The following is a 24,058-nucleotide window of genomic DNA, read 5'->3' as shown; positions in this document are numbered from 1 at the left end:
ACATGATGACCGCGGTGAGCGCGGCCGACATCGCACCGACGCCCTACGCCTGGGAGATCCGGGCCACCGGGCTGAAGGTCAGGGTTGGCAGAAACCACATGGCCGTCGACGGGCTCGACCTGTCACTGGGGACCGGCGTCCACGGCCTCCTCGGCCCCAACGGGGCGGGCAAGAGCACCCTCATCCGGGCTCTGGCCACCGTACTTCGCCCCGCCGAGGGCACCCTGGAACTGCTCGGCGAGTCCGCGGGCGGCAGAGGCGAGCACCGTGCGCTGCGCCGACGGATCGGCTACCTGCCGCAGGAGTTCGGCTACTACAAGCGCTTCACGGTCCGCGAGTTCGTCGAGTACATGGCGTGGCTGAAGGAGGTGCCCAAGGCGGAGATCCCCGCGGCGGTGCAGCACGCCGTGGAGCGGGTGGGCCTGGCCGACCGTGCCGACAAGCGGATGAAGACCCTGTCCGGCGGCATGGTGCGGCGCGTGGGCATCGCCCAGGCCATCGTCAACGACCCGTCGATCCTGCTGCTGGACGAGCCCACGGCCGGCCTGGACCCGGCACAACGGCTGCGCTTTCGCGAACTGCTCCAGGAACTGGGCAAGGACACCTGTGTGGTCGTCTCGACCCACCTCGTGGAAGACGTGGCCGCCGCCTGCACCGACGTGGTGCTCTTCGCCGAGGGCCGGCTGGTCTTCCAGGGGACCCCGGAGGACCTGGCTGCGGCGGGCGGCCCCGAGCACGTGGGCGACAGCCCGCTGGAGCGCGGCTACTCGGCACTGCTGCTGGGCCCCGGCCGGGGAAGGGGCGCCTGGTGAATACGCGTGTCCTGCGAACCGAGCTGAAGCGCTCCGTCGCCCCCTGGGCCGGCGCCGTGGTCCTGACGAGCGCGCTGGCGTTCCTGTACCTGCTGGACGCTGAATGGTGGAGGGGCACTACGGCGTGGACGGCTCAGTGGACGTCCCTGGCCCTGTGGACCCGCACCCTGCTGTTCTACCTGTGGCCGCTGGCCGTGGGGCTCGGCGCGTTGCAGGGCCTGCGTGACCACCGCTCGAAGATGTCCGAGCTGCTGACGACCACCTCGCGTCCCGCCTGGCACCGCGCCGCCACGCTGGCGGGCACGATGGCGATCACCCTGGCCTCGGCCTTCGCGCTGCTCGTCCTCGTGGGCGGGGTCCAGGTGCTCGCCAACGCCGAGTACACCCACCTCGGATGGCTGCCCATCTCGCTGGTGGGGGCACTCTCACTGGTCGCGGGAGCCGTGCTGGGCATGGGGGCCGGGCGCGCCCTGCCGTCCGTGCTCACCCCGCCGCTGCTGGCCATAGGCGCCTTCGCGTTCACGGCCCTCATGCAAATGTCGCTGGGCCGGACGCAGACGGACACAGCGACAGGGATCCCGAGCACGGAGCCGAACCGGGTCTCGCTGCTGTCACCGGCGGTGGAAGAGGTGCGCGACGCGCTCGTCACGCTCTCCGCCTCCGTGCACGTCGGGCAGACCATCTGGCTGCTCGGCCTGGCCGCGACAGGCTTCGCGCTGCTGGTCGCCGCGAACCCGCGCACCCGGCTGCTCGCCCTGACGCCCGTCCTGGCGGGCGCGGCCGTCGCCCTGCTCGTCCTCCCCTCCGACCCGCGCCGTATGTAGGTCCTCTGTATGTCCTCGACAAGGCCGCCGCGGAGTTGGTGTGCGATGGCCCGGTATGCGTGACCAGGATCCACCAGGCACGACTCACCGACCTCGCGAGTCACGGCAAAAAGGCGCTGCGCCTGCTGCACGGGGCCCTGGGGAGCCAGGCGCCGGTCTCGGTCCGGGAGAACACCGCCATACTGCCGGAGGGTTCCACACCGCGGTGGTCCCACAAGACCGTGCTCATCGACTTCGACGACGACATCATCGCCGCCGCGAAGGGCGAGGAGCTGACCTGGGCCCTGATCGCCAAAGGCATGGTGCCGGGGTGCTCCCCCGTCGGCTGGAGCGGCATGGGGGGAGAGGACATCGCGCGGACCGTCGCGGTGGGCTGGGTCCTCGGCGACCTCAAGTCGATGCCCGGCCAGGGGTCACCGAACACGCGGCGCGAGATGGACACCCGGGCCCGCGCGGTGTGGAAGGACTTCAAAGTGCTGCCACGGGCCAAGCAGCTCCAGCGGATCAACGCGATGCGCGCCGCCGCGCTCTCCTGCGAGGGAGACGCGCTCGACGCGCTGACCGGCGGTGCGTACCGATGAGATGGCTGATGCTGTACGCGCGCTCGCGTCAGGTACCCGCGTCACTGGCCGCGGTGGTGATCAGCACGGTGACGGTGTGGGCACTCGCCCAGGACGGCAGCGGGGGGCCGGGTGATCAGCGGCTGCCCGCGCTCGTCCTCGCCGTGGGAGCGATGGCGGTCTCGACCGGGCTCGGCGGGCAGGACCTCGCGCTGGACCGGACGGCCGCGATCCGCTGGGCGCCCCGCAGGACGGCACACGTGCTGCTCGCCGGCGCGGTCGTCGCCATGGTGCCGCTGGCAATGCAGGCGACGGGGAAGGACCTGGCCACCGCCGCGTTCGTGGTGCGGGACAGCGCGGGCTTGATGGGGCTCGTCGCCGTCGGGGCGGCGGTGTGCGGGGGGACGTATGCGTGGACGCTGCCGTTCGCCTGGCTCTCGTGCTCGTTCTCCGTCCCGCCTCCGACGAGTGTGCCGACGCAGGTGGCGTCCTGGATGCTGCTGCCCCCTGGCACGGCGGCGGGCACGTGGACAGCCCTGGTGCTCACGATCGTCGGCACCACGGCCTACGCCGTCACGGGACCGAGGCGGTAGTCGGTCCGGGCTACCGGACCGCGGAACCGCCGTGCTCCCGAGGGTGCCGTCGAGGGGCTGGCCGAGGTCGAGGAGTCGGCGGTGGATCGCGGGCCGGTGCACATTGTGTGTGTTACTTCTGGCCAGTACTGCTCACGTTGCGTATGTGCTGCGATCGCGTGACTGCTTAGTGTCTCCAGAAGCCGCCACGGTGAGGACAGCTTATTTCAGCTCCTCAGCATCACCGGATATGGGTCTGGTGAACATATATCGAGCACACCGGGCCATGAGGCCCGAGCCTATGGAGGCGATATGACGGGGTCCGCGGAAACGTACGACTACGTTGTCGTGGGAGCGGGCTCAGCGGGCTGTGCGCTTGCTGCCAGGCTCTCCGAAGATCCGGACGTGACAGTGGCTCTGATCGAAGCCGGGCCACCCGCCACAGGGCGTCTGTTCGAGATTCCGGCGCTGTTCTCGCAGCAGCTCAAGACGGCGTACGACTGGGACTTCGCCACGGAGCCCGAGGCGCAGCTGGGCGGACGCAGGATCTACCTGCCGCGTGGGCGGGCGATCGGCGGAACCAGCTCGATGAACACCATGCTCTACGTCCGCGGCCACCGCTACGACTACGACACATGGGAGCGGATGGGGAACCCCGGCTGGGGCTACGACGACGTCCTGCCGTTCTTCAAGAAGTCCGAGGACAACCAGCGCGGAGCCGACGACTTCCACGGCACCGGGGGCCCGCTGACCGTCAGCGACCCGGTCTCCGTCCATCCGCTGCTGACGGCCTGGGTGGAGGCGGCCCAGGACGCCGGCCACAAGTCCAACCCCGACTTCAACGGAGCCGAGCAGGACGGTGTCGGCTGCCACCAGGTCACCCAGCGCAGCGGGCTGCGATGCAGCAGTGCGGTGGCGTTCCTCGAGCCGGCGGCAGACCGCCCGAACCTCACCGTCCTCCCTTCGACGACCGCCCTCCGCCTCAGCTTCGACGGCACCCGCGCCCAGGGACTGGAGGTCGACCACCTGGGCACCGTTCGACTGATCCGGATCAACCGTGAGGTCGTGCTGTCCCTGGGCGCCTACAACTCCCCCCACCTGCTGCTTCAGTCCGGCGTCGGCCCCGCGGACGAGCTCGCCCAAGGGGGCATCACGCCTCTGCATGACCTGCCGGACGTGGGACGGAACATGCAGGACCACGCCGGGTGCTTCATCAGCTTCTTCAGCCACACCGAGCCTCTACTCGGCCCGGACACCTCGCGCGAGGAGCAGCGGCTGCGTGAGCAGGGTGACGGGCCCATGGCCTGGAACGAAGTCGGCGGTTTTTTCAGCACCAGCGATGACCTGCCGGCTCCCGACATTCAGGTGCACGCCGCGCTGGGCATCGTCCGTGACGAGGGACTTGCCGCTCCGCTTGAGCCGGATATGTCCTTCGGGCCGTACGTCGCGCGCCCGAGCAGCCGCGGTTCCGTGCGCCTGCGGCACTCACACCCCTACGCCAAGCCGCGCATCGTGCACAACTACCTCGGTGACGAGGATGACCGCAGGCGGCTGCGGGAAGGCCTGCGCATCTGCATGCGCATCGCCCGCGAGTCGCGGCTCACCGAGGTCCTGGAGTCCGACCTCCACGGGGCCGCGGCCGCGGGGCTGGCTCCCGTATCGGACCGCGACCAGGACATCGACGACTTCATCCACACCCAGTCGTTCTCGTTCTACCACCCGTCGGGTACGTGCATGATGGGCAAGGTCGTCGATTCCGAACTCCGCGTGCGCGGGCTGGACAACGTCCGTGTGGCGGACACATCGATCATGCCGTCCCTGGTGACCGGAAACACCAATGCGCCGGCCATCATGATCGGCGAGCGGGCAGCTTCGTTCATCCGATCCGCAGCGCGGTGACGAAATAGGCAGGATCCTCGGCGGGCCGACGAGGTGTTGGCGCCGCATTGCGCCACGCGCTGCGGGGCCGTGCCGGTTCGGGCACGGCCCGGTGTCCGTGTCACTGACGAAGCGCCGTCTCTCGCGGAAAGTACATTGCACGGGTCGCGGCCCTGATCATCACCGGGCGGCGTTTCCTCGGGCCGGGAGCCAGGTGGCGATGGCCGGGGCCAGTTCGTCGAGTCTGGTGAAGACGTGTCCGTCCATACCGGTGGCCCGTGCCGCCCGTACGTTCTCTTCGCGGTCGTCGACGAAGAGGAAGTCGGCGGGCGCGGCCCGCATGGAGACGACGCAGTGATGGAACGTCGCCGGGTCTGGTTTCGCCGCATTGATCTTTCCGGAGAAGGCGACGTGGTCAAAGTTCCCCAGCCAGGGTTGTGCGGCCAGGAAGGCGTCCGCGTGGTCTGCGGGAATGTTAGACAGCAGGGCGACCTCGGCGACGTCCCGCAGGGACTGCACGTAGGCGACCATGCGGTGGTCGACGCGTGACCAGCTGTCGATGTCGGCGAGCCGCAGTTCCTCGATCGTGTCGGCGTCGACGGGGAGTGACAGCCACCGCAGCACGGCCGTCCAGTACTCGGGCGCGGACCACTGCGCGGCGTCGTAGGGCGGGCGGCAGTCCCAATAGGCCTCGGCGAAGGCGTCCGCGGGTGCGGCGCACCGGGCGGCCATCTCCGCCAAGGCACCCGGGCGTTGGTGGAGGGCGATGACCCCGAAGAGGTCGAACAGCACGATCCGTCGGTCGGTGGACATGGCGACTCCTCCGGGGGCAGCGGTTTTCGGCTCTTCGGCTCTTCGGCTCAGGGGCGGGGATCCAGCACGCGCGCGAGTGAGTCGAGGGACGCCAGGGCGTCAGGGCCGGTGGGAGTGAGGACGACGCTGGTCGCGCCCGCTGCGTGGCGGGCCGTGATCGCTTCGCGTGCCTGGTCGGGGGTGCCGGCGATGCTCAGTTGGCGGACCCAGGCGGCGGGCATGGTCTGGGCGAATTGCCGGGCGTCGGCGCAGTCGGCGCGGTGTTCGCGCAGCTGCGCGGCGAACGGCAGGGGGTCGATGTGGGCGGCCCAGGCCGGCTCGCCAATGGCGGTCAGTCCGTCGCGGACGCGGGCGAGAGCGGCGTCCTCGTCGTCATCGACGGCGGCAGCGTCGTAGGTGACGACTTCGCGCGCGCTCGCATCGGAGATGCTGCCCAGGTGCCGGAGTGAGGAGGCGATGTAGGCGGGAGCCGCGGGCTCGGCCAGGAGGAGCCCGTCGGCCACCTCGCCCGCGGCCGCCTGCGATTTGGGACCGCGTACGCCGAGGACGACCGGGGGGACGATGTCGGGGGTCTCGGTGATGACGACGCCTTCGCAGCGCACATAGCGGCCGCCTGCCGGGCCGGGCTCGCCGCGCATGAGCAGGCGCAGCGCGGTCGTGTACTCCTTGATCAGCGTCAGGGGGCTGGTGGGCCAGGCTCCCGCCTGACGCATCCAGTCGGGCATGCCGTGGCCGATACCGGCGATCAGGCGACCGGGGTAGAGCTGGGCGAGGGTGGCCAGTTCCATCGCGGCGAAGCACACGTTGCGGGCGCCGGCGGGCATGATGCCGATACCGACGGTGATGCTGGAGGTGCTGGCGAGGACGGGGCCGGCCTGCGCGAGTCCGCCGCGCCAACCGAGGTCCTCCACCACCCACACCTGGTCGAATCCCAGCTCTTCGGCTCGCCGGGCGTACGGCAGCACGTCCCGGACGGGCAGGTCGCGGGGAAGCATGACCCCGACACGGCCGCGAGCGGGGATGGTATCGGTCTCGGGCATCAAGGGCTCCTTCTGGTGGCGGTGGGGTTCTCCCCCACCGGTCTGTCGGCCGGCCGGGGCGAGCGTGGGGGCCGGTGTGCGGCACACGGCGTCAGGGGCCGTGCAAAGACGTGGTTCAACGCCACGAGAGGGTCAGCCGGCCGATGACGGCGGGTCCGGAGAGCATGCCCGGGGAGCCGAGCCCCGCGACGCGGGAGACGTCGGCCCCGGCAGCGGAGGGGTCGGCGCGGCCGGCGACGGCCCATGCCTTCTCCACGTACACGGAGTGGGCGTTCACGCTCACGTCGGGACAGCCGTTGCCGAAGCCGAAGACCAGCAGGGTATCCGCCGGCATCCAGGGATCCCGGGGCAGGCCGGACAGTCCACCGCCGTGCCGCACAGGACGAAGTAGACGAAGTCCGCCACACGGGCGGACCGAAGCGAGCGTTCCATGCCGCTCACCATAACGAACGTGCTTTGTGATTGGAAAGCCCATAATCGAACAGCTTGCTTGTTCGTTTCGAGGTGATGTTCAATCGCGGTATGAGCAACGCAGGCCGACACAGGCTGATCGCCCAGGCCGTCGGAGAGTCCGGCAGTGCCACGGTCCAGGAACTCGCCGCGCTGACCGGCACCTCGGAGATGACCATCCGGCGCGACCTCGACACACTGGCCGCCCACGGCGTCCTCGAACGCGTCCGCGGCGGGGCACGCACCCTGCTGCTCAGGGGCGAGGAGCCGCCCTTCGCGCTGCGCGCCCACGAAGCCATCGACGCCAAGCGCCGGATCGCGGCCGAGGTGTCCTCGCTCATCGCCGACGGCGAGACCGTCCTCCTCGACAGCGGCACCACCTGCCTGGAGGTCGCCCGTCTGCTGCGTGGCCGACAGGTCACCGTGATGCCCCTGTCGTTGCAGGCAATCCACGTACTCAGCGACGCCCAGGGTCCGACCACCCTGATGGTGCCGGGCGGACGGCCCCGCGCCGCCGAGGGAGCCCTCACCGGCCCCCTCACACTCGCCTCCCTCGCGGCACTGCGCTTCGACACCGCGGTCGTCGGCTGCTGCGGCCTGAGCGCGGCCGAGGGCCTGACCGCCTACGACCTCGACGACGCGGCGGTGAAGAAGGCCGGCATCGCCTCCGCGCGCCGTATCATCGTCGCCGCGGACGGCGGCAAACTAGGCCGCACCGCCTACGCCCACGTCGGCCCCTCCACGCTCCTCAACACCCTCGTCACCGACACCACGGCACCTGCCGACGAGGTGACCGCGCTCGAAAGCGGCGGCACCGTCGTCAAGACCGCCTGACAAGTCCACAACGCGGGCTACAGCCGCTGACCTCCCCCGCCTGCGCCCCGGGGCGGGACGGCGTTCGAACGGACGGGTCAGGTGGGGCCGGGGGTACGTGGCCGACGCAGAGGGTGCCCAGGAGATGGTCGATGGAAGTGCCGAGCGCGTGGGCTGGCTCGGCATGTGCTCTTTCACCGGAATGGGATGAGCCGCCGTCCTGGCCCGCACCCGCCCTGCCCGCACCCGACGGCACAACCGCGACGCGAAAGCGGTCACGATCAAGACCGCGCCGCGCAAGCGGCAGCTATGCGAATTGACCGGGACCACGCCGGTCCCACTGTCCCCTCCCGCGTTCAGTCACCGTGGGGCCGATAGCCGTTGTCCGCGCGCGGAGGGGAGCGCCGTCGCGCTTGGGCCGCGTGGAAGGCCCCCGGAGCCTGCCGCGCCTACACCTATGTGTCCGGGTGCTCGGACTCGTCAGCCGCGCCGGGCAGTTGGGTCAGGTGCCGGTGCAGGACGGCCCGGATGGTGTCGGGACTCAGGCGGTCGGGGTGGAGTGTCGCGCCGAGGGCGAGTCCGTCGAGTACTGCGGCGAGATGCTCCGCCGCCACCGGATCGTCCACGCCCAGACGGTGCAGCAGGCGCCCGGCGACGTCCCGCAGCCCGTCGTGGAGTTCGGCGGCGATCTCGCCCAGGGCGGGGTCGGTGCGGGCAGCCGCGATGAAGTCCAGCCAGACCGCGGTCTCCTCGGCGCGCGCCGCGTCGAGCGGCAGGAACTGGCCCACCACCTCCTGCGCCACCAGGCACGGGTCGTCCCCGGGGTGCCGCCGCTCCCGCTGGGCCGCCACTCGGACGTCCACCCGGCGCACCATCTCGCGGGCCGCGGCCATCAGGAGCTCGCGGTGGCTGGCGAAGTAGTGCCGTACGGACCCGACGGCGAGGCCGGCCTCGGCGGCGACGTTCCGGAGAGTGGCCTGCTGGATGCCGCCGCGGGCCACGACCTGGAAGACGGCGTCCACGACCTCGCGGCGGCGCTCCTCGGGATCCACCATCTTTGGCACCCGGCTTTTATAGCACGACCGTGCTACGGTTTATTTAGCACGCAGGTGCTAAAAAAATTGGGCGGACGCCGCAGCCCGCCGTCCCGGTGACCAGGATCAAGGAGAAGCCATGGACCCCTCGGAGCCGACCTCCTCGCCGTCAGTACCGCAACCGACCCGGCCGTCGGCGCCCGCGCGCCGGCGCCGCCTCGGCCGCCTGGCCCGCCTGGCCCGCTTGGCCCTCGACCTGGGCATCTCGCCCCTCGCGTACTACGGCTGCCTCGTCGCGGGTGTGGCCACACTCCCCGCGCTCCTGACCGCGACCGGAGTGGCGGCCCTCTGGCTCGCCGCCACCGTCCTGCACGACCGGCGTGCCGACGGCCTGGCCCTTGCCATGCTCCTCATGTACGGATTGTCGGCCGCCTTCGCCGCCGTGACCTCCCAGCCCCAGCCGCTGCTCCTGCGTGACCCACTGATCAGCGCCCTCGCCGGATTCGTGTTCCTCACAAGCTGCCTCACCGCCACGCCCGCCACCGCCTATCTGGCCGGCAGGCTGCACGGTCAACCGCCGCACGAGCCGATCCTGCTCCGCGCGCACCGCACCGAGACGCTGGTGTGCGGTGCCGGACTCGTGGCAGAGGCCGTGGCACGTGTGCTGCTCGTGCTGACCCTGCCGGTGTCCACGGCCGCCTCGCTCACGCCACCGCTGGAATTCGCCGTCCTCATCCCGCTCGTCGTGTGGATGATCCACCACCGCAGGAACGCGCGCACCCGTATCACCGCCCGAGTGCCTGCGCGGACGCGGGACCCCGAGCCCGCGCCGCCGTCGGTCGCCGTCGTCCTCGAACGCCACCGCGAGGGCGCGCGATGAGGACCGTGGACAGCACGCCCACCGCGGACGGCTTCCGCATGCCGGCGGAATGGGAGCCGCACGACGGATGCTGGATGGCGTGGCCGCAGAACGGTTACGTCTGGCGCGACGGAGCCCGCCCCGCGCAGCGCGCCCTCGCCGACCTCGCCAACGCCGTCGCGGACACCGGGGAGGCAGTCACCGTCACGGTCACCGGCGACCAGTATGCACACGCCCGCTCCCGCCTCGACTCCCGCGTCCGCGTGGTGGAGACGACCAGTTGGCTGGGCTGGGCCCGGGACATCGCCCCCACCTTCGTGGTCGACGGCACCGGGCGGCGCCGCGGCGTGGACTTCGCCTTCAACGGCTACGGCAACCGCTACCCGTACTGGGCCACCGACGACCAGTACGCCCAAAGGGTGCTCGACCTCACCGCCACCGACCGCTACCGCGCCCCGCTCGTGCTGGAGGGCGGCTCCTTCCACGTCGACGGGCAGGGAACCGCCCTCGTCACGGCCGAGACCCTGCTCGACCCCGCCCGCAACGACGTCCCCTCACGCACCGCCATGCATCACCTCATGGCCGCCTACCTCGGAGTGACCCGCACCGTGTGGATCGAGTGGGGCCTCGCCGACGACGGCACGCGCGGCCATGTGGACAACATCGCGTGCTTCGCCGCCCCCGGGGTGGTCTGTCTGGCCTGGACTGACGACACGAGCGACGCCCAGTACGAGCGCAGCGCACGTGCCCTGGAAGACCTGAGAAACGTCCAGGACGCCAGAGGCCGCACCCTCCGGGTGGAGAAACTGCCGCTGCCCGGCCCGCTGTACGCCACCGAGGCCGAGCTTCGAGGCATCGACCGTCACGGCGTCCCGACCGCCGGCACCGTGCCACGCCCCCGTCTCGCCGCCTCTTACACCAACTTCTACGCAACGCAGGACCACCTCTTCGTCCCCCTGCTCGACCCCGAACACGACGACGAAGCCCTCGCCCGCCTCGCCAGGATCCACCCGCACCACACAGTCGTCGGCCTCCCCACCCGCGAACTCCTCCTCGGCGGCGGCAACATCCACTGCGCCACCCAGCAGATACCGAGCAGCGGTGCGGTGGCGACGGGGCCTGGCAGTGGAGCCGGGCGGCACCCACGATCGAACCATTCGTACGCCAGGAATCCCGTCGAACACTCTGTCCGGTGACCAGCCAGTCGTGACCAGGACACCGCGGAAATCATGAAGCCGCCTGCTCGCCCTGCGGAGCGCCCGCGAGCGCAAGCGCACCGGCTGAGGCCGGTGCCACCATGTCGAGCGCCTGCTCCGGTGTCCGGGCCACGCGCAGGATGCCGGCGCCGCGTACGAAACCCCTTCTCTCCAGCCGCTCGACGTAGTTGAGCAAGGGCAGCCAGTCGTCGTCCACGTCCAAGAGCACGAGGGGACCGACGTCCTGCCCCAGTGCGGCCATGGACACCACTTCGAGCACCTCGTCGAGCGTGCCGTAGCCGCCCGGATCGGCGCACCGCCCTCGGCGGCACCGCGCGCAGCAGGCTGGGCGAGGCGGCGCCCACCAGCCGGTGCGCCTCGGTCACGTCCACCAGCGGGAGATCGCTGCCGTGGTGCGCGGTGCCGACGGTCATGCCGAGCAGTCCGTGCCCGGCCAAGCGCTCGACGTCCTCGCGCGGGACGGCGCCCGCCCGTTCCCAGGCAGTGGCCCGGTCGGCGAACTGCTCGCCCCTCAGCACGTCGAGGACCGCTTCCGGCGCAGTGGTGCTCACGCCGCCACCCGGCGGGTGACCAGGGCGGCCAGTCCCCGCACGGAGTCGAAGTTGAGCAGTTCCAGGTCCTCGTCGGTCACCTCGACGTGGAAGGTGCGCTCGACGAAGTCGACCATCTGGACCGCGGCGATCGAGTCCAGGACGCCCCCGGAGATCAGCGGCCAGTCGTCCTCGATGTCCGGGTGGCCGCTGAGCCGGGTGATGAATTCCCGCACCACGGCGACGATTTCCTCGTTCGTGGGCGCGTTCTGAGCAGTCATCGTGTCAGCTCCCGTCGTAGGAGCAGAAACCGCGGCCGCTCTCGGCCCCGGTCCGGCCCTCGTCGACCATCCGGCGCAGGTGCGGGTGGGTGGCGAACTCGGTGGTCCCGTAGTGCTCGTGCAGGACCTCGAGCGTGCGCACGACCGTGTCGAGGCCGATCAGGTCGGCGGTGCGCAGCGGCCCGGAGGTGTGGCCGAGGCAGCCCTTGAACAGCTCGTCGACCTGGTTCGGGGTGGCGACACCGTCCGCGACGACGGCGGCCGCGAGGTTGGCCACCGGCATCAGCACGCGGTTGATGACGAAGCCGGGGGCGTCGTGGACCACGACGGGGCGCTTGCCCATGCGGCCCAGCAGGTCCCGGGCCGCGGCCGGCGCGGTGTCCGAAGTGGACGGGGCGCGGACGACCTCGACCATGTCGATGCGGTCGACCGGGTTCATGAAGTGCGCGGCGACCACGCGGCCGGGGTCGGCAAGGCACTCCGCCAGCCGGGCGATGGGGATGGCGGAGGTGTTGGCGGCGATGGTCATACCGGGCGCCAGCGCCTTGTCCAGCAACGTGTACAGCTCGAGCTTGCCCGGTTCCGATTCGGTGGTGTTCTCCACCACGAACCCGGCGTCGGCCACGTCGGCCAGATCGGTGCTGAGGCGGATGTCCAGCGGCCGCGGTCCCCGGCCGCCCAGCAGGGTCGGATCCGGCGCCCGTGAGCATCAGCAGCAGTTGGGCGTTGGCCAGGACTCTGATCCCGCCCAGATCGGTCGGTCGGGCGGTCACCCGACGCCAGGCGGTCTCCGCGGCCTGTCCCAGTTGCCAGGCCGCCCCGAAACCCGATCCATGCCGGTCAAACTGATCGTAGATTCATGCCATGACGACCGTTGACGACATGGACTTCGAGTTCCGCACTGCCCGGCCTGAGGATACCCAGGCCATCGAGGCGCTCGACGGATCCTTCACTACCCGCAGCATCTTCCGCGTAGCCATCACCGATGACGGGTTCGCCTTCCAGGAGATCCCGGCGGACCCGCCCATCCACAAAGTGTTCCCAGCAAAAGACGCCGACGGCGACCCTGCACCCGAAGAGGATCCGAACAGCCGTACTTTCGTCGCCGTCGGCCCTGACCGTCTGGCGGGCTTCGCTGCTGTCTCCTACGTTCCGTGGAACCGGCGGCTGGTCATCGAGGACATCGAGGTCGCCCCGGCCCATCGTGGTCAGGGCATTGGCCGTGCCCTAGTGGGACACGCTGTCGAGTTCGCCCGTGAGCGCGGTGCCGGGCACATTTGGCTGGAAGTCACCAACGTCAACGCCCCGGCGATCCACGCCTACCAGCGGATGGGATTCACCTTCTGCGGACTGGACACGTCGCTCTACGACGGCACGCCCTCATCGGGCGAACACGCTCTCTACATGAGCATGCCCTGTCCCTGAAGCCGCCAGCAGATGGGTGACGGGGGAGCTGGTACGTCGCCCGGCGCGACCGTCATCCCCATGGGGAAACGTGACCGCGAGAGTGGGGAATTCCCTGATGCCGAACCCACTTGGCGGGGGGGGGGGGGGGGGGAATTCCCTTCCCTTCCCCCCTCTCCCCCCTGGGACCTCCCTTCCCCCCCCCTCTCTTGGGTGGGGGGGGGCGCCGCCAATTCCATGACCGTCGACCCGCGATACCGCGGGATATATATCTCCTCGCGGTCGCCGCCAGTCAGATGCCGCTTCGACCGCTGGTGCGGGGCCTGGCGGATGATGCGGGGGCCTGGCGGATGCCGCCGCTCTGGTGCAGAAGCCGGCGGACACACTGATCGGCGCGCCGAGTGCCCGCCCCATGGAGCCGCGTCCCAGGTGTGTAGATGTCAACGGCCCCGCGATGTGCATCGTCGATGAAAACGGTCTCACTGAGCCCCAGTGTCCGGGCGAGGGCCTGTCTCGACGGGCGGCTCTGTCAGAGCGACCCGGCTACGCCGCCACGCGGTAGCGGAAGACCTCCTCGTCGGGCGCCGTCCAGCCGAACTCGCCGTACGGACCGACCGTGGCCCGCACGTCGGGCGGCGTCGGGCCACGAGGCCGTCGAGGGAGCGGTCCCTTCGGTGGCCCAGCCCTGCCAGCCCGCCAGGACGTCTGCGGCGTGCTCCCACGACCAGGAGAGGGTGAAGTTGACCAACCGTTAGATCATCACGGGGGTTCTCTCCAAGCGGGTGACGATGCCGAAGTGGCCGTCGGCAAGGACGACCCGGCCGACACCATCTGGTCGCAGGCCATGCCGGGAAACATCCCCCAGGCGAAGCTCGAAGGCCTCGACACCGCGGCCCGCAGTGGCAAGCATGGCGGCCGGCCGCCGGTCATCACCGATGACGTGCTGCACACCGGCTCCGCCGGAGAGTGCACGACGAGTCCGTCGCGGAAGGCCCTTTCGACCAGCGGGAGGATGAAGGCGTCGAAGATCTCGTCGACCGGCTCGCCAGCCTCCACCGCCCGGCGGAGGCCGGCGCGGCCCTGCTCGTCAACAGCGGACCGGGGCCGGTGCGGACCCAGGCGTCCACAGGACACCGGGGTCCATGACCGGGACCCTAGCCGCTGGGTATGACGGACACCCTGCCGCGTTTGCCGGACCTCGAGTTCGTTCGTACACGATCTCCGGATTGGCGGGGAAATCTCGGATGTGCCAGGAGCGGAAGCGGTCTGTCGCGCCGAACTCAGTGGCCTTGCCACCGGTGAGCTCCCTCACGAGGTCGGTCAACCCGCCATACGGTGCGTTGATGCCGTGGTCGGCGGCGTCCATGTGGGCGACCGCCACCATGCAGCCGTACAGCTCACAGTGCCCATCGCGAGGAACCGCAGCTGCCGCATTCCGCTTCGTCCGCCTCCGCTCGCGCAGCGTGCCTGACGAGCCGACAGTTGGGTGCGCCTCATGCTGAGCAGGCTCGTCCGAGGCGCAGGCGAGGGACAGGTATCCACATGCTGTAGTAGCGTGATCGGGCGCACAGAATCGCGGCCCGGTTGGTAGCCCGGGCGCTGCTGTAGCGACAGCAGTCTGTATCCGCCCTCTCCAGGGATGTCCGGTGCGCCGGAATCCGGCCTCGTCAGGCCGGCGGCTGGTATGTCCTGGAGAGGTCATGTGTACTTCCGTGACGTTCACCGTATGTTTTGATGCTCCGTTCTGGGTCGGCATCCTCGAAATCGCCGAGGCGGATCAGGTGCGTGCGACCCGGCATGTGTTCGGCAGCGAACCGACCGACGCTGAGCTGTACCAGTTCCTCCTGCGTCACGGCACGGCGCTGCTGGAGCGCGCGCACGCCAATCCGCCGGTCCCGGCGGAAACCCGGCGTGCGGCACGCCCGAACCCCAAACGTGCCATGAGGCTCGCCGCCAAGGAGGCGGCCCGGATCGCCCAGGGGTCACGCAGCACCGCCTCGCAGGAAGCGCTCCGACGGGAACTGGAACAGCGCAAATCACATAGCGCCGAGGAGACCAGGCAGCGAAAGCAAGCCGAGTCCGAGCGCAAGTACGCCATCGCCCGCGCGAAGCGCAAAGAACGCAAACGCGGCCGTTGATCCCGAACGTCGCGGGCTGGGTCGGACCTGATCGGCGGCGTTCTTGATCACGCGCGTTCGCGGGGCCACGAACCGACTTCTGACCGGGGTGCCGCCGCGGCCGATGCCGTCGAGGAGCGCTGGAGGCGCGGGCTATCCCTCCAGCGTGGCCAGCGCCTCCTCGTCGAGCACGACGTCGCCGGCCGCGAGGTTCTCCTCGAGGTGGTCGATGCTGCGGGTGCCGGGGATGAGAAGCGTCCGCGGCCCCCGGGTGAGCACCCATGCCAGCCCGACCTGGGACGGGGTTGCGCCCAGCCGGGTCGCCGCCTCCCGTACGGCAGGCCGGTCGGCGACCTTCGGCAGCTCCGGGAACCCCGACCCGAGCGGGAAGTACGGCACCCAGGCGATGCCGTGTTCGCGGCAGAGGTCGAGTACGGGCTCGGACGAACGGTCCACGAGGCTGTAGGCGTTCTGCACGCAGACGACGCCGGCCGGCAGGGCGTGCCGTAGCTGGTCGGCGTCGACGTGGCTGAGGCCGATTCCGCCGAGCAGCCCGGCGTCGCGCAGGGCGAGCAGCTCGGCGAGCTGGTCGTCGAAGTCGACCCGCTGGTCGGCGGGGATGCCCTGCGTCCGGTACATCGGGTAGATGTTGACCACGTCGAGGCGCTCGGCGCCCAGCGTGCGCAGGTTGGCCTCCAGTTCGGAGCGCAGTTCGGCGGGCTTTTGCGCCGGACGCAGCCCGTACTGGCCGCCCGGGTCGCTGGTGGCACCGACCTTGCCGGCCAGCACCAGGTGCTCGGGGTAGGGATGCAGGGCGGCTCGGATGCGCGCGTTGACGCGGCCCGCGCCGTAGAACTCGGCGGTGTCGATGTGGTCGACGCCCAGCTCGACGGCCCGGCGCAGCAGGGCGAGGGCGGGCTCGTCGTCACCGTGCTCGAGCTGCATCGCGCCGTAGCCGATGCGGGCGACGGGACGCCCGGCGAGGGACGTGAGCCCGCCGGGGTGTGGGCGTGCGCCCGAAGTGGTGCGGGTGGTGGTCATGGTGGGACTCCCGTGGAACGGTAGGCTCACAGCTAAGCGGAGGGTCCTCCGCAACGTAGCCGCAACGTAGCACAATCGGAGGTGCCTCCGCTTCATGGCCGCTGTCGATCGTGAACCACGCCTGCGGGCCGACGCCCGGCGCAATCGGGACCGCCTCCTCGAAGTGGCCCGCGCCGCCTTCACCGCCGGACGGACGCCGACCCTGGAGGCCGTCGCCCGCGAGGCCGGCGTCGGAATCGGCACGCTCTACCGGCACTTCCCGACCCGCGAGGCGCTGATCGAGGCGGTCTACCGCGCCGAGCGCACGCAGCTGTGCGCCCGTGTGGAGCCGCTGCTCGCCGAGCACGAGCCCATCACCGCACTGCGCACGTGGATGGACCACTACGCCGACTTCATCGCCACCAAGCGCGGCATGGCCGAAACGCTCAAGGCGATCACCGCCGAGGGCACGGTTGCCTCCGCCCGCGCGCGAGCGAACATCAACGGCGCGGTCGGCGCGCTGATCGCCGCCGGGGCGCGGGAGGGCACGCTCCGGGCAGATGTACGCCCCGACGACGTCGTCAGCACCCTGGTGGGAATCTTCCTCGCGACCGACGACCGCGAGCAGGCCGGGCGGATGCTCGACCTGCTCGTCGACGGCTTGCGGGCCGGGACGTCGGCGAAGCGCGGCTGACGGGGGCCGGGCGCGTCTCCCTAGTTGCAGGAGGGCCGTCGATCGCCGCGATGAATACCCCGAGACCTCGCCAGGCAGGGATAAGTCGGCCGACAGCGCGTCGACTTCTTCGGGCAGCTCGCGGGGCCAGCCCTCCGGCTCCTGGCCCCAGGACCAGGAGCGCTGCTCCGATCGGGATCGGGCAGGCGCGCGCGTCCGGGTGTCCGTGCGGCGGCTCGCCAGGTGGTGCGCGTAGTGCGCGCTGCGCGGGAATGCCGGGGGCGGCCGTGGGCGGCTGTGGGCGGCCGGGCGGCGATCCTGAGCGCGGATGAACTGAAGGACGCCCCACCCGCCCGATCTGATCAGCGCGGTGCGCACCGTCGCCCGGGCCCGGGGCGAGTCTCTCCTGGCCCCCGCCGTCGCCCGTGTCCTGATCGGCCGCTTCGCCGGACGCGTAACGCTTCTCCCCCGCCCCTGCGCGGCAAGGCAGGTCATCGTGCGGCCAATGCGACGGCCGGCCCCTTCCGTACCGCCGAGGTCGCCCCCGGCCCCGCCGGTCCCCCGGTTTCCCCCAGTCCCCCGGTCCCCGGTTTCCCCCGGTCCCGAGCGAGCTACATGATGGTCCAGGTCACTGCTTCAGCAGGTCGATCGCCTCCGCCCGCCACCGATCGGGGGTGATGCGGCGTGGGGCCGCACTCCGTCCGTGCCGTCGGGTATGGCGGTATGGGCGGGAGAGCACTCTCTCACCGCCGCAGGCCGGACACGGAGCGGGAGAGAGCGGATGGCGGACGAGGTGAGGGCCGGTGGCCGAGGAGCCGGTGCGCGCCGGGGCGTGGTGGGCGGGTCGGTGGAGGTGCGTGGCGGCTGGGCCGGGCTGCTGGTCATGGTCCCGGTGCTGCTGCTGATCGGCGGTGTGGTGTTGGACGTCTTCGGGCCGGTGCCGTACGCCGGGTTGCCGCTGCTGTCCGCCGGTCCGCTCGCGGCCTGCATGGTGCTGACGTTCCGGGGTGCGGTCCTCACGGCGGCCGCCGCGTGTGTGCTGGCGGTGTGTGTGGATGTGCTGGTGAACCGCCCGCTGACGGCGCTCGTGGTGAACCTGCTGGACGTGGCGGTGATCAGCGCGATCGCGCTGTGGCTGAAGTGGGTGGTCCAGCGTCAGGGGCAGCGCTTCGCGGCGGTGCGAGCCGTGGCCGAGGTGGCGCAGCGGGCGGTCCTGCCACCGCCGCCCGCGCGGGTGGGGGCGGTGTCGGTGGCCACCCGCTACGAGTGTGCGCACGCGGAAGCGCTGATCGGCGGGGACTTCTACGCGGTGCGCAGTTCGCCGTCCGGGGTGCGGGCGCTGATCGGGGACGTACGGGGCAAGGGGCTGCCCGCCGTGTCCACCATGGCCGTGGCGACCAGCGCCTTCCGTGAGGCGGCGGAGCAGGCGGCGACGTTGCCGGAGCTCGCCGAGTACTTGGAGCGGGCCCTGGCCCGGTTCTCGGCGGACGTCGGCGACCAGCCGGACGCACTGGAGCAGTTCGCCACCGCCGTACTGGTCGAGGTCAGCGAAGCGGAGGGGCGGGTGCGGTTGCACCACCGCGGTCATCCGCCGCCGTATCTGATCCGCGGGGGCCGGGTGACGTCGCTGGAGCCATCGGCTCCGGGGCTTCCCCTGGGCCTGGGGATGCCGGAAGGCGTCGGCATGTCCGGCTGTGACACCTTCCCCTTCCACCAGGGGGACTACCTGCTGCTGGTGACCGACGGTGTCACCGAGGCACGCGACCGGCACGGGGCCTTCTACGAACCCCGTACAAGACTGGCCGACCGGGACTTCCGCACAGCGTCGGAGGTGGTGAACACGCTCGTTGCCGATGTCACCGACTGGGCCGGTGGCCGGCGACATGACGACATGGCGATCCTGGCCCTCACGACGGTTCGCTGAGGGGGAGGCCATCGTCTGGCGCCCGGCGTCAGCTCCCCCGGCTCCCGGCGCGCCGGACACGCCGGCGCGCTCGGAGCCGAGTCGCATCAGGCACAGGTGTCGAGCGTGCCGGTGGGCGCGGCGGCGCTGCTCCGCCCCGCGGTCACCCAGATCGCCCTCGCTCTGTTTGTTCTTCGCTGTCGCCAGCGGCGCCCCGAAGCCGGCCGGGACGTCGGCCGCCGCCGAGTCACTCGACCGGATCGGCTACGGCGGCTGGTTCATGTACCTGGTCGGCGGCGCGGCGCTGTACTCTCCACGCCGGCGGGGATGTCGTCCACTGCGCGAGGACGCCCGCCGCCGGTTGCCGGGGCGACCATGCCGCGCTCGGTCCTCATCGGGGCCGATCGAGGTGCCAAGTCCGAGCGGCTCGCGGCCGTCCCACGGTACGACCTGACCGGTACGCCGCTTCGGCCTCTCCCTGCGGTGGCGCCCTCCTTCGCCTGCTCGCGGGCGGCGGCGACCAGGGCCTGACGCGCGCGGTCGACACCGCACAGCTCCGTGGTCATGCGATCATCGCCCGGGCCGTGTCGTCATCGAGAGAGGCCGGCGGCGAACTCGCGCGGCCGGTCCCTGGTTGACCGCAGATGCGCGAGGCGGCCCATCCCGGCACAGCCTCGGTCGGGTCGAGCATCCGTCACCGATCTCTTCGCCTCCTGAGACGGGGCGCTCGCGATGAGTTTCCTCTCCGGCCCCGGTCGACAGGTACGGAGGCGAGCGCGGGCTCGGCCCCTCGCGTTCCGGCGCGGCAGTCGCAGGGAAAGGAACCGGGATCGGTATGTCCGACGACTCTGAGCAGATCCGTGCCCTGATCGAGGGATGGGCGGCGGCGGTGCACCGAGGCGACCTCACCGAGGTCACGGCCGGCCACGCCGACGACATCGTGATGTTCGATGTGCCACCACCGTACGAGGGCGTGCGGGGCCTGGCCGCGTATCGGGAGGTCTGGCAGCCGTTCTTCGTCTGGCAGGCGCAGGGCGCCTGCTTCGAGATCGAGGAGCTCGAGGTCACGGCGGGCGAGGACGTCGCCTTCGCCTTCGCGCTGCTGCGCTGCGGCACCGAGGAGGAGCTTGCCGAGCGGCCCGAGGTCCGGCTGCGGCTCACGTTGGGTCTGCGCAAGGAGGAGGGAGTCTGGGTGGTGGCACACGAGCACCACTCCTTCCCCGACCTCCATGGGCCGGACGAACAGGCTCAGGCCGAACGCGAGGTGCGTGCGGTGCACCAGCACTGGTTCGACCGTACCGCCGCAAAGGATCTGGACGGGCTGATGGCCCACATCGCCGAGGACGTCGTCTCCTACGAGCACGACACGCCGTTGCAGTACCTCGGCCGGGACCAGGTGCGCGAGGTGTGCCGCGCGGGCCTGGACTCCGCGCCCGGCGAGGTGACCTGGGACGTTCCCGAGATGGAGGTGCTGATCCGCGACGACCTGGCGGTTGTCTGGGGCCTGAACCACATGACCAGCGAGACGGGCGACGGGACCACCGAGGACACCTGGTCGCGGGGCACTCGGGTGTTCCAGCGGCGCGGCGGCCACTGGCAAATGATCCACCAGCACCTCTCCTTTCCGCTGCCGCCACGGCCATCGCCTGCTGGCTGATCATGGCGTAAATGTCCCTGGACCAGCGGCTGAGCGCCTCTATAGGGTCACCGTCGTTTCTGGGTTCATGGCCTTCCCCACGACACCCGCCGCGCGACCCCGTGCTACTCGCCGGCGCGATCGTCAAGGACGGTCAGCCCCTCTCCGTGACTCCAGCAACGACCTGATACAGCGACGAAAGGCAAGCATCATGCGCAAGCGCTCGCTCGCTCTCGCGGTCTTATCCGCCGCCTTCGCAGGCATCGCCGCCACCGCGCCCAGCGCGTCGGCGGCCGGCAGCAGTGCCTGTCCGGACGGCAACTTCTGCCTGTGGCCCACCTTCGCCTCCTACCCCACACCCGTCGAAACCCCGGTCCTGGTGACCAGTGATGACTGGTCAGGACACATCGACGGGCTCGTGTTCCAGAACACCGGGTCCCGCGCCATCGACGTGGAATACACCACTTACATGAACAACGGGACCGTCCCGGTGGACGGCACGGTGTGTGTCACGAGGGACAAGTTCAGCAGGCAGTTCTTCTACAACCCGACGACCGTGCACAAGGTCACGTGGCGCGCCGACAACACGTGCTGATACGACCGCACAGCGGGCGCTCCCCAGCCGAAGCGCCCGCTCTCCCCCAGCCCCGGGCGGACCTTGGTCACAGCGAGGCGATGGAAGGTGCCCGGCGTCATGTCCTGAAAGGGGACGACCCGCACCCCGTCGATCAAGCAAGGCCGGTCAGCGTCCCCGGCCCTGGGGGAACTGCCCGAGGTGAACCGCACGATGGACGACCACCGCCAGGCCCCGGATGTCCTCGGTGAAGGCGTCGACGCGGATCCGGCGTCCGCTGTGCAGCCGGATCTCGCACGTAGAGCCCATGCCCCGGGCGTCGGCGAGCGGTCGGCCGTCACCGCCAGAGGTACTCACCTGTGCGACGTCCCCCCAGGGGATCACGGTCGCGGTGCCGGCCACCCGGTGGGTGAACCCCCGTTCATGAATGTCGAAGCACTGCTCCCGGGTACGGAACGCCTGCACCAGGCGCCAGATCCCCAGACCCCACCCCACCAGGCCGACCCCCAGCAGCAATCCCGCCAGCCCCGGTGCCCCGTCAGTGGTGCCCACCGACGCGATCGCCACCGGCACCCCGAAGGCCGTGCCAACAGCGCCCACCAGCAGCCAGACACCAGCCTGCCGCAGGCGTCGCGCGCCGTCCGTACGGTGCTCCCGCACGAACCTCCCCAACTGCTTGGCCGCTTCCGTACGCCTCATCGGGCCCCCTCCCAGGTCGTGGACACCTCAAACTATGCCCGGCCTTCGCCGCCCGTTGCCGGGACTCACCGGAGTTCCCGCCGCTCGTAGAACGCACGTTCCGACAACGCGGAGAAGATTCCCGGTGTCGTAGAGCTGAACGCGAAATGGGACTTCGAAAAGATCGGTGACAGGGCATGGGAGTGGCACAACCCCGCGCGGATCTTCCTCGTCGAAACGGGTGATCGGCAATCAGTTCCACTCCCCCACGGAGGTCTTTCGTGTCCACCCTTGGCCCGCGTTCCCGCCGCGTCCGCCCGGTCGGCGTCGCCGCCTTACTGGCCGCCGCGGCCAGCACCGGACTCTTCGCCTGGAACGCCCAGGCCGCCACCTCGCCCGCGGCGTCGTCGCCGGTGTCGTCGGCCGCATCGCCGGCCAGCGTGACCGTCACCGGCGGAGCGATGGCCTACACGGCGGCCGACGGCCAGACCAACAAGCTCACCATCAAGCGGGTCAGCGAGACCGACACCACGCTGACCTACGGCGTCGACGACGTTGTCGAGATCACCGCCGGCACCGACTGCGCCCACCCCACCGCAACCGACCTGACGTATGTGACCTGCACCGTGCCCGTCCCCGACCCGGACCACGGTGGCGACCAGGGCAACGTCGAACTCGGCGACGGCAACGACAGCGCCAAGGTCTCCGGCGGCGATGTGAACGTCGACGGCGGGACCGGCAATGACCACATCACCGGCGCCTCCATCGCGGTGGGCGGCGACGGCGACGACACCATCAGCCACGCCACCAACGCGAACGGCAACGCCGGCAACGACACCATCACCGACTCGTTCGCGGTGTGGGCCGGGGACGGCGACGACATCGTCACCGGCGATGACGTGGCCAACGAGATCTACGGCGGCCCCGGCGACGACCACCTCGACGGCGCCGGCAACGATGACACGATCGACGGCCAAGAGGGCGACGACACCATCAAGGGCGGACCGGGCAACGACTACCTCTTCGGCGGCCCCGGCCAGGACGACATCGACGGCGGCCCCGGCGACAACGTTATCGACCAGGACGGATCCGTCCCTGAGGGGTTCTGAGGGGAACCTCAGGAGACCCGCGAGGGATGAGACCTCAGGAACCTGAACAACAAGACGGCCCGGGTCGACGACCCGGGCCGTTCCGCCGCCGAGGCCGCCCGCATCAGCCGCGCCGACACCGCGGCCGCCGCCAGACGTCCGGCCCGGAAAGGCGTCACCCCCTGGTGGGTCTTGCCCGCGTCGATGCGGGCCCAGATCGCGGCCGAGTTGTGCCTCCGTACGGTGCCCTGCTGGTGCCTCCTGACGGACCGACGCGCTATCGACTCGCTACGGAGCGATCATTCGCAATGTTGGGGGGCGTGATCACGGGGCCGTGCCGGCCTGCTGTCAGGTGTTCTCACCGGCTCAACGCGAGCAGTTCATCGATCACCGGCTCCTCACCACCGTTACCGAGGTGGGCGATGGCCGCGAACGGGGCGATCACCTGGCTCCAGGCGTGGAGCCGGTCGCCATCGAGCCCGCACGCCGCCGCCACGCGCGCGCAGCGGGTCTCGACGCCCTCCAGCCCGGCGCCTGCCACGACGTAGTCCACCGCGTCGAAGCACGGATCACCCACGCATGCCTTCGGATCGATGGCCATCAGACCGCGCTCCGCGCCACCGTCGAGCACATTGCCCAGATGCAGGTCACCGTGGAGCAACACGGTTGCCGCTTCCGTGTCCAGCAGCCGCTCACACCGCTGCATGGCCCTGCTCCACGTAGTGACATCGATACGTGCACCGATCGCGGGCTCGGACAGCCGCCTGCCGACACGAGCGAAGGCCTCCTCGCACCGGCCACGCAGCACACGCGGCGGCCGCGGAGGCGGAGCGACCCCGTGCAACGCGGCGAGCAGATCCGACCACTGCCCGGGAAGCGAAGCAGCGGGCATGTCGTCCGCCGGCGTTCCGGGCACGACCTCTTCCAACACCATTGCGCCAGCGTCCTCGTCGACGGCCAGCACAGCGGGCACCCGACCCGAGGCAGCGAACCACCCCAACATTCCGGCCTGCTCGGCCAAAAGGGCCCGATCCGGACTGAGCTTCAGCACCGCGGGCGTGCCATCGGGCCATTGGCACCGCAGCGCGACCGACGAGGCACCATCCGGGAGGGATTCACCGAGGGAAAGGTCCCAGCGGGACGTCAACCGCGCAATCAGGTTCGGCGTGTCAGCGCACCATTCGGCAACCTGCGGACCGAATCGACGAACCAGTCGCGTGGTTACGCTGTCCACATCCACCAATAGTCGTTTCACACGGGCCAGTCTGCCCCTCCTATTGCC

The 24,058-nt window shown here is 70.6% G+C and carries 23 protein-coding genes and 3 pseudogenes; 15 read left to right on the top strand and 11 right to left on the bottom strand.

Going from position 1 to position 24,058, the window contains the following annotated elements:
• The first annotated feature begins 2 nt into the window (after nt 1-2).
• The 4 genes and pseudogenes from ACT2CW_RS35090 (at nt 3) to ACT2CW_RS35075 (ending at nt 4,667) form a co-directional block, all read left to right on the top strand.
• Nucleotides 3-812: an ABC transporter ATP-binding protein gene (locus ACT2CW_RS35090; RefSeq protein WP_445519450.1), complete on the top strand. Its 810-nt coding sequence runs from the start codon at nt 3-5 to the stop codon at nt 810-812.
• A pseudogene (locus ACT2CW_RS35085) lies at nt 809-2,217 on the top strand (hypothetical protein). The gene ACT2CW_RS35090 and the pseudogene ACT2CW_RS35085 overlap by 4 nt, the downstream one beginning before the upstream one ends.
• Entirely contained in the window at nt 2,214-2,789 is a 576-nt protein-coding gene (locus ACT2CW_RS35080; RefSeq protein WP_445519449.1) for a hypothetical protein, read from the top strand. The pseudogene ACT2CW_RS35085 and the gene ACT2CW_RS35080 overlap by 4 nt, the downstream one beginning before the upstream one ends.
• Before the next feature lie 291 nt (nt 2,790-3,080).
• Complete coding sequence (locus tag ACT2CW_RS35075; protein WP_445519448.1) at nt 3,081-4,667, top strand: GMC family oxidoreductase; 1,587 nt, start codon at nt 3,081-3,083, stop codon at nt 4,665-4,667.
• Between the two features lie 159 nt (nt 4,668-4,826).
• On the opposite strand, the gene ACT2CW_RS35070 is transcribed toward ACT2CW_RS35075, so the two are convergent.
• The 3 genes from ACT2CW_RS35070 to ACT2CW_RS35060 all read right to left on the bottom strand — a co-directional run bounded on the left by ACT2CW_RS35070 (nt 4,827) and on the right by ACT2CW_RS35060 (nt 6,833).
• On the bottom strand, nt 4,827-5,459 hold the full coding sequence (locus tag ACT2CW_RS35070) for an HAD-IA family hydrolase (protein WP_445519447.1): 633 nt from the start codon (nt 5,457-5,459) through the stop codon (nt 4,827-4,829).
• Nucleotides 5,460-5,506: 47 nt separating this feature from the next.
• Nucleotides 5,507-6,499 (bottom strand): LLM class flavin-dependent oxidoreductase, encoded by a 993-nt coding sequence (locus tag ACT2CW_RS35065; protein ID WP_445519446.1) that lies wholly within the window; start codon nt 6,497-6,499, stop codon nt 5,507-5,509.
• A 115-nt stretch (nt 6,500-6,614) separates the two neighbouring features.
• Nucleotides 6,615-6,833, bottom strand: a complete 219-nt coding sequence (locus tag ACT2CW_RS35060; RefSeq protein WP_445519445.1) for a hypothetical protein — start codon at nt 6,831-6,833, stop codon at nt 6,615-6,617.
• 188 nt (nt 6,834-7,021) lie between these two features.
• Here ACT2CW_RS35060 and ACT2CW_RS35055 point away from each other — a divergent pair, with 188 nt between their 5' ends.
• Nucleotides 7,022-7,783, top strand: a complete 762-nt coding sequence (locus ACT2CW_RS35055) for a DeoR/GlpR family DNA-binding transcription regulator (RefSeq protein ID WP_445519444.1) — start codon at nt 7,022-7,024, stop codon at nt 7,781-7,783.
• Nucleotides 7,784-8,217: 434 nt separating this feature from the next.
• Here ACT2CW_RS35055 and ACT2CW_RS35050 read toward each other — a convergent pair whose 3' ends face one another.
• Nucleotides 8,218-8,817, bottom strand: a complete 600-nt coding sequence (locus ACT2CW_RS35050) for a TetR/AcrR family transcriptional regulator (protein WP_445519555.1) — start codon at nt 8,815-8,817, stop codon at nt 8,218-8,220.
• Nucleotides 8,818-8,935: 118 nt separating this feature from the next.
• Here ACT2CW_RS35050 and ACT2CW_RS35045 point away from each other — a divergent pair, with 118 nt between their 5' ends.
• Nucleotides 8,936-9,676: a VC0807 family protein gene (locus ACT2CW_RS35045; protein WP_445519443.1), complete on the top strand. Its 741-nt coding sequence runs from the start codon at nt 8,936-8,938 to the stop codon at nt 9,674-9,676.
• A 5-nt stretch (nt 9,677-9,681) separates the two neighbouring features.
• Nucleotides 9,682-10,851, top strand: coding sequence for an agmatine deiminase (gene aguA / locus ACT2CW_RS35040; protein WP_445519442.1), 1,170 nt, complete (start codon nt 9,682-9,684; stop codon nt 10,849-10,851).
• 31 nt (nt 10,852-10,882) lie between these two features.
• Here aguA and ACT2CW_RS35035 read toward each other — a convergent pair.
• The 3 genes and pseudogenes from ACT2CW_RS35035 to ACT2CW_RS35025 form a co-directional block, all read right to left on the bottom strand.
• Nucleotides 10,883-11,152: pseudogene (locus ACT2CW_RS35035) on the bottom strand (LOG family protein); the annotation flags it as partial.
• A gap of 267 nt (nt 11,153-11,419) precedes the next feature.
• Nucleotides 11,420-11,683, bottom strand: a complete 264-nt coding sequence (locus tag ACT2CW_RS35030; RefSeq protein WP_182468079.1) for an acyl carrier protein — start codon at nt 11,681-11,683, stop codon at nt 11,420-11,422.
• 4 nt (nt 11,684-11,687) lie between these two features.
• The gene (locus ACT2CW_RS35025; RefSeq protein ID WP_445519554.1) at nt 11,688-12,335 is read right to left on the bottom strand and encodes a 3-hydroxyacyl-CoA dehydrogenase family protein; all 648 of its coding nucleotides are present in this window, start codon (nt 12,333-12,335) and stop codon (nt 11,688-11,690) included.
• A 212-nt stretch (nt 12,336-12,547) separates the two neighbouring features.
• Here ACT2CW_RS35025 and ACT2CW_RS35020 point away from each other — a divergent pair, with 212 nt between their 5' ends.
• The gene (locus tag ACT2CW_RS35020; RefSeq protein ID WP_445519441.1) at nt 12,548-13,108 is read left to right on the top strand and encodes a GNAT family N-acetyltransferase; all 561 of its coding nucleotides are present in this window, start codon (nt 12,548-12,550) and stop codon (nt 13,106-13,108) included.
• Between the two features lie 730 nt (nt 13,109-13,838).
• Here ACT2CW_RS35020 and ACT2CW_RS35015 read toward each other — a convergent pair.
• Complete coding sequence (locus ACT2CW_RS35015; RefSeq protein WP_445519440.1) at nt 13,839-14,036, bottom strand: hypothetical protein; 198 nt, start codon at nt 14,034-14,036, stop codon at nt 13,839-13,841.
• Nucleotides 14,037-14,799: 763 nt separating this feature from the next.
• Here ACT2CW_RS35015 and ACT2CW_RS35010 point away from each other — a divergent pair.
• The gene (locus ACT2CW_RS35010; RefSeq protein WP_445519439.1) at nt 14,800-15,225 is read left to right on the top strand and encodes a YjdF family protein; all 426 of its coding nucleotides are present in this window, start codon (nt 14,800-14,802) and stop codon (nt 15,223-15,225) included.
• 132 nt (nt 15,226-15,357) lie between these two features.
• On the opposite strand, the gene ACT2CW_RS35005 is transcribed toward ACT2CW_RS35010, so the two are convergent.
• The gene (locus ACT2CW_RS35005; protein ID WP_445519438.1) at nt 15,358-16,245 is read right to left on the bottom strand and encodes an aldo/keto reductase; all 888 of its coding nucleotides are present in this window, start codon (nt 16,243-16,245) and stop codon (nt 15,358-15,360) included.
• A 94-nt stretch (nt 16,246-16,339) separates the two neighbouring features.
• Between ACT2CW_RS35005 and ACT2CW_RS35000 the strand changes: the two genes are divergently transcribed.
• From ACT2CW_RS35000 to ACT2CW_RS34980, 5 genes and pseudogenes are all read left to right on the top strand, one after another.
• Complete coding sequence (locus tag ACT2CW_RS35000) at nt 16,340-16,918, top strand: TetR/AcrR family transcriptional regulator (RefSeq protein WP_445519437.1); 579 nt, start codon at nt 16,340-16,342, stop codon at nt 16,916-16,918.
• A gap of 760 nt (nt 16,919-17,678) precedes the next feature.
• Complete coding sequence (locus tag ACT2CW_RS34995; RefSeq protein WP_445519436.1) at nt 17,679-18,821, top strand: PP2C family protein-serine/threonine phosphatase; 1,143 nt, start codon at nt 17,679-17,681, stop codon at nt 18,819-18,821.
• Nucleotides 18,822-19,635: 814 nt separating this feature from the next.
• Nucleotides 19,636-20,028, top strand: a pseudogene (locus ACT2CW_RS34990) (YybH family protein); the annotation flags it as partial.
• 36 nt (nt 20,029-20,064) lie between these two features.
• A complete protein-coding gene (locus ACT2CW_RS34985; protein WP_445519553.1) occupies nt 20,065-20,457 on the top strand; it encodes a YybH family protein in 393 nt (130 codons plus the stop codon).
• A gap of 190 nt (nt 20,458-20,647) precedes the next feature.
• Complete coding sequence (locus ACT2CW_RS34980; protein WP_445519435.1) at nt 20,648-21,031, top strand: hypothetical protein; 384 nt, start codon at nt 20,648-20,650, stop codon at nt 21,029-21,031.
• A 147-nt stretch (nt 21,032-21,178) separates the two neighbouring features.
• Here the strand turns inward: ACT2CW_RS34980 and ACT2CW_RS34975 are convergent, their stop codons facing one another.
• The gene (locus ACT2CW_RS34975) at nt 21,179-21,709 is read right to left on the bottom strand and encodes a hypothetical protein (protein ID WP_445519434.1); all 531 of its coding nucleotides are present in this window, start codon (nt 21,707-21,709) and stop codon (nt 21,179-21,181) included.
• A gap of 260 nt (nt 21,710-21,969) precedes the next feature.
• On the opposite strand from ACT2CW_RS34975, the gene ACT2CW_RS34970 reads away from it, so the two are divergent.
• A complete protein-coding gene (locus ACT2CW_RS34970; protein WP_445519433.1) occupies nt 21,970-22,797 on the top strand; it encodes a calcium-binding protein in 828 nt (275 codons plus the stop codon).
• Nucleotides 22,798-23,134: 337 nt separating this feature from the next.
• Here ACT2CW_RS34970 and ACT2CW_RS34965 read toward each other — a convergent pair whose 3' ends face one another.
• Nucleotides 23,135-24,010 (bottom strand): aminoglycoside phosphotransferase family protein, encoded by an 876-nt coding sequence (locus ACT2CW_RS34965; RefSeq protein WP_445519552.1) that lies wholly within the window; start codon nt 24,008-24,010, stop codon nt 23,135-23,137.
• Between the last annotated feature and the right edge of the window lie 48 nt (nt 24,011-24,058).

Source organism: Streptomyces sp. NEAU-174, assembly GCF_052665095.1.
Note: the sequence above shows the minus strand (reverse complement) of the source record. Positions and strands in the feature narration are given on the sequence as shown.